The sequence below is a fragment of the Flavivirga amylovorans genome (assembly GCF_030540875.1).
Taxonomy (GTDB): domain Bacteria; phylum Bacteroidota; class Bacteroidia; order Flavobacteriales; family Flavobacteriaceae; genus Flavivirga; species Flavivirga amylovorans.
In genome coordinates, this window is sequence record NZ_JAUOEM010000007.1 from 149,944 (window position 1) to 164,783 (window position 14,840).

At 31.6% G+C, this 14,840-nt stretch carries 16 protein-coding genes; 7 read left to right on the forward strand and 9 right to left on the reverse strand.

Features of this window, described 5'->3' with window-relative positions:
• Position 1: 1 nt before the first annotated feature.
• The 4 genes from Q4Q39_RS18310 (at position 2) to Q4Q39_RS18325 (ending at position 3,562) form a co-directional block, all read left to right on the forward strand.
• Positions 2 to 550 (forward strand): CopD family protein, encoded by a 549-nt coding sequence (locus Q4Q39_RS18310; RefSeq protein ID WP_303284020.1) that lies wholly within the window; start codon positions 2 to 4, stop codon positions 548 to 550.
• 301 nt (positions 551 to 851) lie between these two features.
• The gene (locus Q4Q39_RS18315; RefSeq protein ID WP_303284021.1) at positions 852 to 2,306 is read left to right on the forward strand and encodes a sensor histidine kinase; all 1,455 of its coding nucleotides are present in this window, start codon (positions 852 to 854) and stop codon (positions 2,304 to 2,306) included.
• A 21-nt stretch (positions 2,307 to 2,327) separates the two neighbouring features.
• Positions 2,328 to 2,765: a protein-disulfide reductase DsbD domain-containing protein gene (locus Q4Q39_RS18320; RefSeq protein ID WP_303284022.1), complete on the forward strand. Its 438-nt coding sequence runs from the start codon at positions 2,328 to 2,330 to the stop codon at positions 2,763 to 2,765.
• A 14-nt stretch (positions 2,766 to 2,779) separates the two neighbouring features.
• Positions 2,780 to 3,562 (forward strand): enoyl-CoA hydratase/isomerase family protein, encoded by a 783-nt coding sequence (locus Q4Q39_RS18325; RefSeq protein WP_303284023.1) that lies wholly within the window; start codon positions 2,780 to 2,782, stop codon positions 3,560 to 3,562.
• A gap of 185 nt (positions 3,563 to 3,747) precedes the next feature.
• Here the strand turns inward: Q4Q39_RS18325 and Q4Q39_RS18330 are convergent, their stop codons facing one another.
• Together Q4Q39_RS18330 and Q4Q39_RS18335 are read right to left on the reverse strand one after the other, a co-directional pair.
• On the reverse strand, positions 3,748 to 4,299 hold the full coding sequence (locus Q4Q39_RS18330) for an RloB family protein (protein WP_303284024.1): 552 nt from the start codon (positions 4,297 to 4,299) through the stop codon (positions 3,748 to 3,750).
• Positions 4,300 to 5,559, reverse strand: a complete 1,260-nt coding sequence (locus Q4Q39_RS18335; protein WP_303284025.1) for an AAA family ATPase — start codon at positions 5,557 to 5,559, stop codon at positions 4,300 to 4,302. It abuts the gene before it with no gap.
• A 322-nt stretch (positions 5,560 to 5,881) separates the two neighbouring features.
• Between Q4Q39_RS18335 and Q4Q39_RS18340 the strand changes: the two genes are divergently transcribed.
• The gene (locus tag Q4Q39_RS18340) at positions 5,882 to 6,955 is read left to right on the forward strand and encodes a PA0069 family radical SAM protein (RefSeq protein ID WP_303284026.1); all 1,074 of its coding nucleotides are present in this window, start codon (positions 5,882 to 5,884) and stop codon (positions 6,953 to 6,955) included.
• Between the two features lie 362 nt (positions 6,956 to 7,317).
• Here Q4Q39_RS18340 and Q4Q39_RS18345 read toward each other — a convergent pair whose 3' ends face one another.
• Entirely contained in the window at positions 7,318 to 7,926 is a 609-nt protein-coding gene (locus Q4Q39_RS18345; protein WP_303284027.1) for a hypothetical protein, read from the reverse strand.
• 203 nt (positions 7,927 to 8,129) lie between these two features.
• Here Q4Q39_RS18345 and Q4Q39_RS18350 point away from each other — a divergent pair, with 203 nt between their 5' ends.
• Positions 8,130 to 9,002 carry an AraC family transcriptional regulator gene (locus tag Q4Q39_RS18350; protein WP_303284028.1) on the forward strand — a complete coding sequence of 291 codons (873 nt, stop codon included), beginning with the start codon at positions 8,130 to 8,132 and terminating at the stop codon, positions 9,000 to 9,002.
• A gap of 270 nt (positions 9,003 to 9,272) precedes the next feature.
• Here the strand turns inward: Q4Q39_RS18350 and Q4Q39_RS18355 are convergent, their stop codons facing one another.
• From Q4Q39_RS18355 to Q4Q39_RS18380, 6 genes are all read right to left on the reverse strand, one after another.
• Entirely contained in the window at positions 9,273 to 9,926 is a 654-nt protein-coding gene (locus tag Q4Q39_RS18355) for an HD domain-containing protein (RefSeq protein ID WP_303284029.1), read from the reverse strand.
• Between the two features lie 64 nt (positions 9,927 to 9,990).
• On the reverse strand, positions 9,991 to 10,911 hold the full coding sequence (locus tag Q4Q39_RS18360; RefSeq protein WP_303284030.1) for an AraC family transcriptional regulator: 921 nt from the start codon (positions 10,909 to 10,911) through the stop codon (positions 9,991 to 9,993).
• Between the two features lie 26 nt (positions 10,912 to 10,937).
• Complete coding sequence (locus Q4Q39_RS18365; protein ID WP_303284031.1) at positions 10,938 to 11,930, reverse strand: acyl-ACP desaturase; 993 nt, start codon at positions 11,928 to 11,930, stop codon at positions 10,938 to 10,940.
• Positions 11,931 to 11,940: 10 nt separating this feature from the next.
• Positions 11,941 to 12,678 (reverse strand): lysophospholipid acyltransferase family protein, encoded by a 738-nt coding sequence (locus Q4Q39_RS18370; RefSeq protein WP_303284032.1) that lies wholly within the window; start codon positions 12,676 to 12,678, stop codon positions 11,941 to 11,943.
• A gap of 25 nt (positions 12,679 to 12,703) precedes the next feature.
• On the reverse strand, positions 12,704 to 13,105 hold the full coding sequence (locus Q4Q39_RS18375; protein ID WP_303284033.1) for a hypothetical protein: 402 nt from the start codon (positions 13,103 to 13,105) through the stop codon (positions 12,704 to 12,706).
• Positions 13,106 to 13,209: 104 nt separating this feature from the next.
• The gene (locus Q4Q39_RS18380; RefSeq protein ID WP_303284034.1) at positions 13,210 to 13,620 is read right to left on the reverse strand and encodes a BrxA/BrxB family bacilliredoxin; all 411 of its coding nucleotides are present in this window, start codon (positions 13,618 to 13,620) and stop codon (positions 13,210 to 13,212) included.
• Between the two features lie 113 nt (positions 13,621 to 13,733).
• Between Q4Q39_RS18380 and Q4Q39_RS18385 the strand changes: the two genes are divergently transcribed.
• The gene (locus tag Q4Q39_RS18385) at positions 13,734 to 14,510 is read left to right on the forward strand and encodes a TerB family tellurite resistance protein (RefSeq protein ID WP_303284035.1); all 777 of its coding nucleotides are present in this window, start codon (positions 13,734 to 13,736) and stop codon (positions 14,508 to 14,510) included.
• Positions 14,511 to 14,840 lie beyond the last annotated feature (330 nt).

Genomic DNA, 14,840 nt, shown 5'->3' on the forward strand with positions numbered 1-14,840 from the left:
TATGGAATATTACTTTTATATAAAATCGTTTCATCTTATTTTTGTGATCACCTGGTTTGCAGGATTGTTTTATATTCCTAGGTTATTTGTTTATCAAATAGAAGCGTTTCATAAGTCATCACCAGAAAAAGAAATACTTGGGAAACAATTGAAATTAATGGCTAAACGCTTGTGGTTTATAATTACATGGCCATCAGCTATTTTAGCTTTGTTTTTTGGATTGTTGCTATTTTATTTAAACCCTACACTTGTTTATCAGGATTGGATGCAAGTAAAATTAGCCTTTGTCGTTCTACTAATTATATATCATCTTAAAACACATCAATATTATAAGCAACTTCAAAATAATGTCGTTAAAAAAACATCAAGTTTCATGCGTATTTGGAATGAAGGCGCAACATTCATCCTTTTTGCTGTGATTTTTTTGGTGATTTTAAAAAGTGCCATCAACTGGATTTGGGGTGTTGTTGGGATTCTTGTTTTAGGAGTTCTTATCATGTTAGGTTTTAAGGTTTATAAAAATATTAGAGATAAGAATCCTGATGCTTAACGTTAACGCTTAAATATCAAATTCCAAAAAGGAATCGTTCCTCTTTTTTTGATTCTGTTTTTTTGAATTTGAAGTGATTTAAACTTTTTGTGTTTAAGCGAAAATTAGTCATTTTTTGAATCATTTGAAGGCTTTTTTAAGTTGCATAGCAGAGCTACGGAAGGCAAAAAAGACAAAAATGAACTAAAAAGGGCAATTTTTTAGTAAATGGAAAAAGTTTAAATCACTTCTTTATTTAAAGGACATATTTGGTTCGATTATTGCTATATTTATTGAACTTTTAAAAGCACTATAATTTTTAATGAAATTAAAAAAACTCTCCTTACGTACTCGTATTTTTATCGCTATGATTTTGCTGGTGCTATTGGCGTCGATATTGATTGCAGCGGTAGCTATTTATCAATATAAGGAACAAAGTGCCGATTACCATAAGGGACGTTTAGAACGTAAAGAACAAAACATTCAAAAACATCATAAAAAAGTTTTAAATGGTAAGCAAAATACCTGGGAGATAAAAACTGAAAATATTCCCTTAATTTTCAAAGAAGAGATTTATAATATTGCCGATATACATAAACTTCAAATTAATTTATATGATTTGGATGGAACTTTATTAGTATCATCTAAAGGAAGTTTAAATATTGCTGCCGACAAATGTATTACTGCTGAAATTTTGAATGCGATTTCACATACAGCAACGCATAGGCATGTCGATAAGCATAAGGAAAATGGACAGACATACCAATCGTCTTATACTTATATTACAGATCAAAAATCTAAACCCATAGCGATATTAAATTTACCTTATTTAGAAAAGGACGATTTTCTTGAAGAAGAGTTAAGCGAGTTTTTACAGCGTATAGGATTAGCCTTTATGTTTGTATTGCTAATGGCTATTAGTATTGCTTTTATACTCTCTAAATACATTACCAAGTCTTTAAAAACAATTAGCGACAAAATTAATGCAACAAGATTAGAAAAGCGTAATGAGAGGATTGATGTAAATGATACGAGCGAGGAAATTTCAACCTTGGTAAACTCGTATAATAGTATGATTGATGAACTTGAAGAAAGTGCCGTACAATTAGCCAAAAGTGAGCGAGAACAGGCTTGGAGAGAAATGGCAAAACAAGTGGCTCATGAAATTAAAAATCCGTTAACGCCTATGCGTTTAACTGTGCAAAATTTCCAGCGTAAATTTGATGCAAACGATGAAAACATTCATTCTAAATTAAACGAGTATAGTAAAACGTTAATTCAGCAAATTGATACGATGAGTTCTATTGCATCAGCATTTTCAAACTTTGCAAAGATGCCTGCGCAACAAAATGAGACGCTTAATGTTGTAAAAATTGTAAAGCTGGCACTGGATATTTTTAATGAGGATTATATTTTCTTTACAGCCGAAGACAAAGAAATTATTGCAAAATTTGATAGAACACAGTTAATTCGAGTGGTTACTAATTTAGTTAAAAACGGGATTCAGGCGATGCCGGAAAATCAAATACCAAAGATTGTTATTAATGTTGCGACAAGTAATAATGATGTTGTTATTACAGTTGCAGATAACGGTTCTGGTGTTTCTGAAGAAAATAAAACTAAAGTTTTTGAGCCTAAGTTCACAACAAAAACAAGTGGTATGGGACTTGGTTTAGCCATGGTGAAAAACATAGTAGAAACCCATAACGGAACCATAACATTCAAATCGGAAAAAGAAAAGGGAACGACGTTTACTGTAACATTTCCTAAAGAATAACATAGTATAAATTTTATAAAAATGAAAAAAATTCTTGTATTAGTCTTTTTGATAACTTCAATAGGGCATTCACAGATTTTAGATCCAGTTAAGTGGTCAACTAGTATAAAAAAAGTGTCTAATTTAGAATACGATTTAATTATAAGTGCAGAGATAGAACCAAACTACCATTTGTATTCGTTAAAAGTGCCTAAAGGAGGACCATTACCAACCGTTTTTATATTTGAAGATAGCGAAGATTATGAGTTAGTTGGAAATATGATAGAAGATAAGGGGCATACTGCTTTCGATTCTATTTTCGAATTAAATATCAAATATTTCGAAAATTCTGCGAATTTTAAACAGCGTATTAAGCTAAAAACCAAAAAAGTTAAGGTTGCAGGCGAAATTGAATTCATGACTTGTAACGATGCGAGTTGTGTACCCGGATATGATGATTTTGAAATTACTATTCAATAAACTAAAATAAAGCTATGAGCTATACTAATATACTATCAGAAAAAAATAACGGAATTACTACGATAACTATTAACCGCCCAAAGAAATTAAATGCGCTTAATAAAGAAACGATTAATGAGCTGCATGAGGCTTTTAAAGAAGCCGATTTAGATAGTAGTACCAAAGTTATTATTGTTACTGGTAGCGGAGAAAAGGCCTTTGTTGCTGGTGCGGATATTAGTGAGTTTGCAGATTACAATATAGAGGAAGGTAAAATGTTAGCAGCCAAAGGGCAGGAACTATTATTTAACTTTATAGAAAATTTATCTACACCTACCATAGCTGCAATTAATGGGTTTGCGCTTGGTGGTGGTCTAGAATTAGCCATGGCCTGTCATTTTAGAGTGGCAAGCGATAATGCCAAAATGGGCTTGCCAGAAGTGTCTCTGGGCGTTATTCCTGGTTATGGTGGAACTCAGCGTTTACCACAACTAATAGGAAAAGGGCGTGCTATGGAGCTTATTATGACTGCTGGAATGATTGATGCTAATAAGGCTTTAAATGATGGTCTGGTAAATCATGTAACGACCTTAGAAGAATTATTGCCTTTATGCGAAAAAATAGCTGGTAAAATATCTCGTAACTCATCCATTGCTATTAGTGCAGCTATAAGAGCCATAAATGCCAATTTTAAAGATGGTGTTAATGGTTTTGATACAGAAATTCAGGAATTTGGTACTTGTTTTGGTAGTGCCGATTTTGCTGAAGGCACGACAGCGTTTTTAGAAAAACGAAAGGCTGATTTTCCTGGGAAGTAAGGTTTTATCTTTAAAAAGAAGTTTTACTTTATTTTTGGAGGTTCGTTTAAGGTGTTCGTGTATGGTTAGTTGCGTTGGCTAGTAACTAAATTAGCAAAAGAAAACTAACCAGAAGAAATTCCGAAGGAATTTCCAAGTAAGCTAAAACTTAGCAATTGACTATACACGTTATTGTACGTTCGTGCTTACTTTTTTAATTCATCTAGTTTTTCTAATAACTTATATATAGTTGAGCTCGGGTTTTTAGATTCGTCTAGGCTTTTCGCTCTTTTTATTGCATCATCGATTTTTGTTGTTAATTTTTCTTTTAGCTTTTTGTCGATAACACCTTTTTTATAAGTCTTATTTCTATTTTTTAATTCTTTACAAAAATATGCACCATCATTATTTGCTTTGTGATTTTTATAATGTAGTAGGAACCATAATTCTATGCATGGATTAGATAAAAGCAATGTGCAATTAGCAATTTTGTTTAATCTGTCAACTATTTCTGGAACATCTAAATCATACATTAAATAATCAATGTCTTTATCATGTGTTGGCTTATCTTTTTTATAATTTTGAATATACTTTTCTGTAATATTGTTTCCGCCAATTTTTGGATGTATTTGAATTGAAGATAATCTGAATAAGGATTTTAGCATATTAATATATGTCTCTTCAGTATCTCCTTCACAAAACACAAATAGTGTTGGATTAATTTTCTTACCCTTTGATTTTCTTCTACTCCTAGCCATTTATTCGCTAATAATTGATTTTAGATTTTCAATTGAATCATCAATGATTGGAATTGAGTCAAATCTTCCTTGTAAATATGCTTTTTCTAAATCCATTGTATCTCTAAAATCACTATAATCATAGAGAGAATAAAGGTCAGAATAACCATCTATTGTTTTATTTACAAACCAAACTTGGTCTTTTCTGAATTTATTTAAGTCTAATAAATTTGTATTATGCGTTGAAAAAATTAATTGAGCGCTATCACTTGCATTAAAGAGTTTGATAATATAATCAACAATTTTTGGATGTAGACTATCTTCAATTTCATCAATTAGCAAAGTTTTGTTGTTTCTTAATATATCAAGAATAGTCAATAACATGAAAAACAATTTTTTCGTACCATCAGATTCTTCCGTCATGAAATCAAATGCAACTTTTGGCGAGTAACGATGATAAGTTTTTAATTCAATACTTTCTAATTCATCATCTTCGAAAAATGCTTCTTGTGTATCTACATTTGCTCTAATTTTTTTACCTTTTTCCTTTATTACTCTATGCTTGAAATCGACAATATCACTATCTGCCATTTGCAATCCTTTTAGTAAATGGTCTTTATAGATTCTGATTAAACCATCTACATTACTAATACTATAACTAGAATGTCTTCTAATAAACATACTATGGAAGAAATGAAATATTTTTTTAGGAATCTCTCTATCCATTTGACTTGCTCTTGATATAAAAAGAGTTTTGTTAGATGTACTTTCGGCAACATCAAATGGTCTTTTTATTACAGATGTTCCAAAAGAGTATTTGTCTCTTTTATTTTCCCCAGCCTTTTCATCACGAGTGAAAATTTTGGCTTTTCTACCATTTGGATAATAATAAAGGCTTTCATTTAAGATTTGATTTCTAGATAGCGAAAAAGAGTACTTATATTCAATTTCTTCATGTACGAAACGAATGAAGAAATTACTTGGCTTATTAGAATATCCTTTGAATTTGAATGGCTTAAAATTAAAAATAGAGTTCTCATTATGTTTGTGAGAATCATAAACCATTGCAATGCAAAAACGAATAGCCTTGATAATATTAGATTTTCCAGATGCGTTGGCTCCGTAAAGAGCGACTGTTTTTAATACTTCAATATCCTCATATTTGAAGATATTATCCTTTAATAATCTTGATTTTTCAGTATTAATATTACCAGCTCTTAAGTCCAATACTACTTCATCACTAATTGAGAAAAAATTACTTAACTTTATTTCTAAAACCATTTTAAGTTTAAAATTTGTAATATTTTTACAAATATAGTACTTTAATTTGATTTGTTTTTCAGTTTAACATGAAATTAGAAGTTTTCGGCATGACGTACAATGTTATCAAGTATATGAATCCGTTTTAATGATTTATATACAACGTTAAACGAAGTTAGCTGATTTTTTTTACAAAATCAAGTATGGTTTATGTCTTTTAATAATCGAATCTCGATATATCGAGTTTGTTAATAACCTCTTTTTACTTTAACATTTTTGAATAGAATTTATAAGTAATTTTAAAGAGCTACTCAAAGCATATTCAACCTTTAATTTTACTGTAATGAACCTAAAATCTGCCATAAAAGGACGTGGTGCTCAGCTCAACGTCCCTAATCGTTTCTTCGAATTGAGTCATGAAATGCGTGACGACTTTCTTGAATTCTGCCGCAAAGAAGGCGAGATAAGCGATAAAAACAAAACGCTATACCTGGAAGTATTTCCTAAAACGATAGTCAATAAAGTTGAGAGTCCAGATGTTGGTATGACGTATTCAATGAATTCGTATCAAGGTTGCGAACATGGCTGTATTTATTGTTATGCACGCAATAGCCATGAATATTGGGGGTATAGTGCTGGTTTAGATTTTGAGCGCCGAATTTTGGTTAAAAAAGATGCTCCAAAACTATTAGAGGCACAATTAAAGAAAAAAAGCTGGAAAGCACACACCATTGTTATGTCTGGAAACACAGATTGTTATCAGCCTGCTGAAAAACAATTTGAAATTACCAGACAATGTTTAGAAGTGTTTTTAAAATATAAACACCCAGTTGGTATTATTACAAAAAACGCCTTAATTCTTAGAGATTTAGATCTTTTAACAGCACTAGCAAAAGATAATTTGGTAGGCGTGAATATATCAATCACCTCATTGTCAGAAGACACAAGACGTATTTTAGAACCGCGAACTGCAACCATAAAAAAACGTTTAGAAACGGTTAAAATTTTAAGTGAAAACGGAATTCCTGTAAATGTGATGTTAGCGCCTATTATTCCGTCTATAAATAGTCATGAAATACTACCTCTGGCAAAAGCAGCATCAGAACACGGCGCGCTGTCAATTGCTCATACTATTGTAAGATTAAATGGTGCTATTGGCGAAATTTTTAAGGATTGGATTTATAAAACGATGCCAGACCGTGCCGATAAGGTATTGCATCAAATAGAAAGCTGTCATGGGGGCAGCTTAAACGATTCTCGATATAAAACAAGAATGCGAGGGGAAGGAAAAATTGCAGAACAAATTAATAACCTTGTTCGACTGGCCAGACGAAAGTATTTTAGTAACAAAATGATGCCTAAACTTAATCTTGATTTGCATGAAGCATTTAAAGATGGGCAATTGAAACTGTTTTAAACTAATCGTCAATATGGTTTATTTCTTTATGAATCATAAATTTTATTAGAATGTTAGTGATAATCCAATAAAAAAAGACATAAATTAAAATAGCAGATAGCCAAAATTTGAATGGGGTTCCATTCATTTTTACGGTTATTATTGATATAATCGTTGTATGTAGGGTACTCCAAATAATATTTAAATAATATTTTTTAATACGGAAATGATGTTTTTTATTTAAGCTATTCACCACAGGTAGAAAAAGGGACTTCATATATTTTGCGATTTATTAAAAATAAATAAAAGAAGTGGGCTCCAAAATACCCACTTCTTTACCAATTTAAACTAAACAAACTAAATAAGAAATTAACGTTTGTGACTTAATTGTTAATGAATTCTGTATACTCTTTGTCGTTAGCATTGAGTATTATTTTATAATTTCCTCCTTTTCTAAGCTTATATATTTTTTTTGCAACTTGAGCACCCTCAATTTTTTCTGTATGCATTAATTGAAAAGCACCGTCGTAACTTCTTGCGTAAACTCTTATTTTTAATGGTTCAAGGTTTGGGGCAAGCTTAGATATATAAACTAAGTCGTTTTTTTTCCTTATATAAGGCTTAAAAATGATAGCCTCTTTAGTTTTGTCGAAAACAACTTTATTGTTTTCTACAGCAAAAGGAATGGTTTCAATTTGAAGATCTTTATCTAACTCGAAAAAATAGTTTCCATCAGGTAATTCAGTCAAGTCAAACCCTTTTGTGTAAGAACCTGTTGATTGAATTAGCTCTTTATATATGATGATACCATTATAGTCTCTTATAGATAAAAGATTTCCTTTCTTCACATTATCAATTGTTAATGCAGTCCCTTTAAGATCTCCTTTAACATTAAAAGAAGAAATTTCAGTAGCGTTACCTATCATTACAGCGAACAACATCATTGTTACTAATAATAGGTTTTTTTCGATTGTTTTAATTACGTTTTTCATAATTTGTATTTTACATCGTTTAACACTACAAAGGTATGTAGGAATAAGAAGATGAAAAACATCAAATTTGATCATTTTATGTGTTATTTTATCTGTTAAATGAATGTTAAATGTATGTAAAGTTAATATAGTATATAATTGTGATAATTGAATATAGGTTTTAAAGATAATATATAGTAATTTTGTTACTTAATTGCTCCGCTATGATTAATAAAAAACCTACTTTAGAGAAACTTAGCCCTAGCTTTGGAAGCTCTATACTCGTTAAACAACATATGGTCAAGGTTGATAAGTATAATGCCTTTTGGCATTTCCATCCAGAACTAGAACTTGTTTATGTAAACAAAGGACAGGGAAAAACACATATAGGCACCCATTTATCTTATTTTAATAATAGTCAACTCATATTAATAGGGTCTAATTTGCCTCACAATGGTTTTACAGACCGATTAACAGCCAATGGTACAGAAACAACCGTTCAGTTTAAATCGAATTTTTTAGGAGATGATTTTGTTAATATACCAGAGATGGCATTAATAACATCATTATTTGACAGAGCGAAAAAGGGAATTCGATTTAATGTAGAAACAAAAAAGATTATTGGGCCAAAAATTGAGAATCTGCTGAATTATGAAGGTTTGGATAGGGTTTTAAAGTTTTTAGAAATATTGAATTATTTAGCAAAAACAGATGACTATATTATTTTAAACGCCGATGGCTTTGCTTTTGAAGCAGAACCACAGGATAGCGGTAAAATTGGTTTGATTTATAAACATGTTAATAGGAATTTTCAAAATCATATTAGTTTAGACGAAATAGCAGATAAAGTAAGCATGACAGTTCCTGCATTTTGTAGATACTTCAAGCGTATTACAGGTAAAACATTTACTAAATTGGTTAACGAATATAGAGTGGTGCATGCAACCAAACTACTAAATGAAAGTGAAATGAGTATTGCTGATGTTTGTTTTGAATGTGGTTTTAATAATTTCTCACATTTTAATAAACAGTTTAATGAAATAACAGGTAAAAGTGCCTCGCAATATAGAAAGGAAATAAAGCATATTATTCAATAATAATCAATGATGGAAGATAATAAAATCAATATAACAATAGAGTATTACAACGTGAAAATTAATGAAATTTTAAATTTTATAAACTCTAATAATAATCTAACTGCAGAACAAATAATATATAACGGAGAACAACTATCTATACTAGAATATAAGATGACCGCATTAGAAGTTGCTAAGGAAAACTAGTCATTATTTTATTTCAAACCAAAATACCTTCTGATTTAAAATTATTTAAAGTTGTTGAATAACACAAATTTTAATTAGAAGACCTTACAAATTACCGTCCCATTCATCATAAAACTGTTTTAGATATAGTTCCATAAAGGTATGTCTATTTAAAGCTATTTGCCTCCCCGTTTCAGTATTCATTTTATCTTTTAAAAGAAGTAATTTTTCGTAAAAATGATTAATCGTTGGTGCTGTTGATGCCTTGTATTCTGCTTTGCTCATGTTTAGGTTGGGCTTAATATCAGGATTATAAAGGGCTCTGTTTTTATAGCCTCCATAGTTAAAACAACGGGCTATGCCAATGGCTCCTATGGCATCCAATCTGTCAGCATCTTGCACGACATCTAATTCTAGCGAACAAAATTTTTGTACTTCATGTCCTCCCTTAAAGGAAATGTTTTCAATGATGTTTGTAACGTGTTCAATGGCAGTGGAATCTACATTGAGTTTAAATAAAAATTCTCGAGCTATTTTTGGACCAATAGTTTCATCTCCATTATGAAATTTGCTATCTGCAATATCGTGTAATAAGGCTCCCAGTGATACAATAAAAGTATCTACAGGCTCACTTTTAGAAATTAACAGCGCATTTTTATAAACACGTTCTATATGGAACCAATCATGCCCTCCTTCTGCACCAGTTAATTGCGCTTTTACAAAGGTTATGGTTTTTTGTATAATTTTTTCTGACGTCATAATAAGTTAAAAATAAAAATTCCTTTCGATAATGAAAGGAATTACTTTATAAATCGAAGTTGCTTTATTCAATGGGGATATGTAAATCGACAATACATTTGTTCTCTATGTGTTCGCGAAAGTCATTATGGTATATTTCAAAAGGAAGCTCTTCAGTTTTTTTATAACCATTTTCATTCATCCAGATAAAGAGACTAACCCAGGACTTCTCGAAATCGTTAGGTGTTATTTCAAAACGACCGACAATGCATTTTCTGCTTTTAATGATTCCAGTATCCATATCTTCTTTTAAAGAAAAAGGGGTATTTGTTAAAACGCAAATACTCATACGAACTTTGTCTGGGTCTGTTATTTTAAAACTATCATGAAAAATTCTTGCCATTTTAGTTTCAGGACTTCTCATTAAACCTTCTGCATTTGCCCATGTTACTAATCTGTTAAATACATCTTCTACACCATGTACTCCAAAATGAGTAATACTGACAAATTTTAGTTCAGGAATTTCTTTAATGTCAATGTTTGCATTCATTTTAATCCAATTTAAGTGATTATTAATGTTGCAAATGTATTTTTCCGAGATTAAATTTTCTTGCCCATTCTTGCTTTCAACGTTACTTATCTTGCTAAATTTATTTGGGTTCTTTTTTCGAAATTCAGAAGGACTTATGCCATAAAACTTTTTAAATGTTCGAGTAAAAGAAGAATTGCTGTTAAAACCATATTGTAGTGAAAGCTCTGTAATACTTACATGTCTTTTATGCAGTAATACAGAAGCTGTTTTTTCAATACGTTTTCTAATAATGTAAGCGCGGAGTGTTTCTCCAATAATGGCTTTAAAAATTCTATGAAAATGAAATGGCGAATAAAGGGCTAAACCAGAAAGAGATTCTAATGACAATTCAGAATCAAGATTATTTTCTATATGTTTTAAAATCAGATTTATCCGACCGATATAATCTTTTTCTATGTCATTCTTAGAAATCAATATTCTTTTCCGAAATGATTTTTTAGCTATTTAATAATTGCAGGCTCAACCCATTTAAATTGAAATGAATTTTCTGGTATCTTAATACGATCAGCTAAACGATACATTCTAGCAGGAAGTCTCATAAGATAATCTCTAGCTTTTTCTGCTTCGTCGGTAAGGTTTGTGATTTTGTCAATTTCCCAGCGAGCAATTAATTTTTCTAGAATGTCTACATAATCATTCGATGTATAAACACCAATACGTTGTGCGGTATTAGAAAACTCATCAAAAGCCGTACTGATTTTATTTCCGGATTCTCTTAAGAAAACAGCAGGCATGGTTATTTTTTGTTTCATCATATAATGAAATGCCATCATCATTTGACTAGGGTCTACTTTAAAAATACGTTCAACAAATTCAGAATACGCATGGTGATGCCTCATTTCGTCTCCTGAAATAATTTTACACATTTTAGCAAGTTGCTTATTGCCTTTTTCTTTTGCAATTTTCGCAACACGATTATGAGAAATATAAGTTGCTAACTCCTGAAAACTCGTATAAACAAAGTTTTTATAAGGATCTCTATCTGTTCCTATGTCAAAACCATCTGCAATAAGGTATTGAGTAGTTTTTTCAATTTCTCGCATATTAACACGTCCAGAAAGGTATAAGTATTTATTAAGGACATCGCCGTGTCGGTTTTCTTCACCTGTCCAATGGCGTACCCATTTAGCCCAAGAGTTTTCTCCATCCACCTGATCTACTCCTTCTACGTCCATTAACCAAGATTCATATGTTGGTAACGCTTCTTCTGTAATCATATCACCTACTAAAACAACCCAGAAGTCATAAGGTAATTCTTTAGAAAGTTCTCTTATTTCACGAACTTCTTCAAAAAAATTATCTCCTTCAGAGTTTGGTAAAAAATCGGTCGGTTGCCAAATTTTTTCAATAGGAATTAAATATTTTTCAATTAAAGATTCGACGTCTTTTTCCAAAAACTTCATCACTTCTAATCTAACATTCTTTAACGACATCTATAATTTTTTAAGGGTGTATATGTTCTTTAATAGTAGTTTCAATATTATTTATAAGCTCTTGCTTATTAGCAAAGGTACTAACTTTTATAGGCTTGTGTACTGTAAAAGTGATATGAGTTCCTAAACCCATAGGGAATTTCCCATAACGAACTGTTTTCCAGGAATTATTTATGGAGATAGGAACGACTATAGCTGATGGTGCTTTTTTAAATAGAATCTCGAGACCTTTTGTTTGAAATGGTTTTGGATGTCCGTCTTTACTTCTTGTTCCTTCAGGGAAAATAACCGCTGTACGTTTATTCTTTTCAATGTATTCACCAAATTTCATAATAGCAGGTAAAGATTGTCTCGGATTTTTCCTGTCGATTAAAGCAGAACCTCCATGGCGCAAATTATATGAAACGCTGGGAATACCTTTGCCTAATTCTATTTTACTAATAAATTTTGGATGATATTTTCTTAAAAAAACAGACAGGGGTGAGATATCGTACATGCTTTGGTGGTTGCAAACAACAATAAGAGGCTGGTTTGTTTCAATATGATGTACATTGTTAAATGTAAATCGAGTCCCTAAAATATGAAGACAACGCATTAAGCAGATGTTCATTAAATCTGCACACTTTTTATGCCCTTTATAGCCAAAAACATTGAAACCTATCCATTGAATAGGATGAAATATGAGCAATGTTATTAAGAAACACAGCGCATAAATAAAGGTTAAAGGGTATGATAACAATTTTTGCATGCGCAAAAATAAGTAAAACTAAGCCTTAATACACAAGGACGCAGGTGTTATTTTCGCAGGTTACACCAGTTGGCCGTATGGTAAGTGCGCAATCTGAAGGTATATTCCATTTTACATTGAAATCGGATTCTTTTTGGTTATAATCTTTAATAGCCGCTTGTAGTTCTTCTACATTAATTGAGGTCGTATATATTAAATAAGACCACGGTCCTCCACAAGGTTTTTTCCCTAAGGCAATGAATTTACATTCGAAATCCTCACTACAGACCGAAGCATTGGCCAGAGTTTCAATATCTGCCTTTAGTAAACTAAGTTGAGCTAATTCACTTTCGTAAGTTGATACGTTATCATCGTTAGAAGAACAGCCAGCTATAACTAACAAAATAAGGTAGGTAAAAACGAATGCAGTTTTTAAATACAGTTTCATAGGTCTTTTTTTATAAGATGGCAATTTGATAAATAGGTTGCGCGTATTATGCACAAAAAAACCACGATAATCGTGGTTTAAATGTTCTTTCTTAAGAATCTATTTTAACAATGCTCGTTATAAGCATCTACTAAATTTTCTGCAATAAGTTCTGCTGGGCGACCTTCAATGTGGTGACGCTCTAGCATGTGTACTAACTCACCGTCTTTAAATAAAGCCATGCATGGAGAACTTGGAGGAAATGGGATCATATAACCACGAGCCTTATCTACAGCTTCTTTATCAACACCTGCAAAAACGGTTACAATGTTAGTAGGACGTTTTGCGTTTTGTAAACTTATTTTTGCTCCTGGGCGTGCATTGGCTGCTGCACAACCACAAACTGAATTTACAACGACCAATGTTGTCCCTTCTTTTGCTAAAGCAGCATCAACAGCTTCAGAAGTATGTAATTCTTCAAAACCGGCACCTGTTAAATCTTCGCGCATTGGTTTTACTAATTCTGCTGGATACATATTTTTAAATTTTAATAATTTTAGACTGCAAAGATACCAATTGTGTAACAAAATTATGAATCAATCAACTAACAAATATTATATTTGGTCATAATTAAAATCTATATACTTACATGAGTGTTTCAAAATGGATAGGTGGTGCTTTAGGTTGGTCTTTTGGAGGTCCAATAGGCGCTATTATTGGAGTGGCAATAGGGAGTTTTGTTGATTCTTTATCTAACGGTAAAGGCAGTCCTTTTTTAGAAGAAGGGCAACAACAAAGCAGAAGGGGTAATTCTAGAAGTCAAACCAGACAGCGTTCGCAAACGCAATCAGGTGATTTTGAAGTGAGTTTACTCATATTAGCATCTATCGTCATAAAAGCTGATGGAAAACAAGACCAAAGAGAATTGGATTTTGTACGTCAGCAATTTACAAATATGTATGGTAAAGAGCGCGCAAATCATGCATTCAAACTATTTAAAAACATTAATAATCAAAATAATATTTCAACTAGACAGGTTTGTTTGCAGATTAAACAAATGATGGATCATCCATCGCGTTTGCAACTCATGCATTTCTTATTTGGTATTGCAAAGGCAGATGGTACGGTAACAGATGATGAAGAGAGGCAAATTTACACGATGGCAGGATACTTGGGTATTAGCTCTCGTGATTACGAGAGTATTAAAGCTATGTTTTATAATAGTAGCGATAATGCCTATAAAATTCTGGAAATAGATAAAAGTGCTAAGGTTGATGACATTAAAAAAGCTTATCGAAAAATGGCTAAAAAATATCATCCAGATAAAGTCATTCACTTAGGTAAAGAGCATCAAGTGGGTGCGGAAGAGAAGTTTAGACAAGTGCAAATGGCTTATGAGCAATTGCAGAAAGAACGCGGGTTTTAAAAAAAGAGTGCTCTTTGCTTAAATACGAAAAGAGGTGTTATTTCGACGATAACAGAAATCACATAACGTAAAATACCACGATTATGCGATGCCTCAATCGTGCCTCATTTCGACATGACAAGTTTCTATAAATTTTAAAATATCGAAATAATTAAGGAGACCTTTTAGCTATTTGACCATTAAGTAATAAACCAGTTTTATGAACGATAAAAAAATCTTAGAACTTTTTAAAGATGGTCAATGTAACTTGCTACTTCAACCTTTCCGTCTTTAAACTCTTAATTGAGTTTAAATCCAGCGTCCCTTTCCTAGGGAAGGCATTGTTTGTAT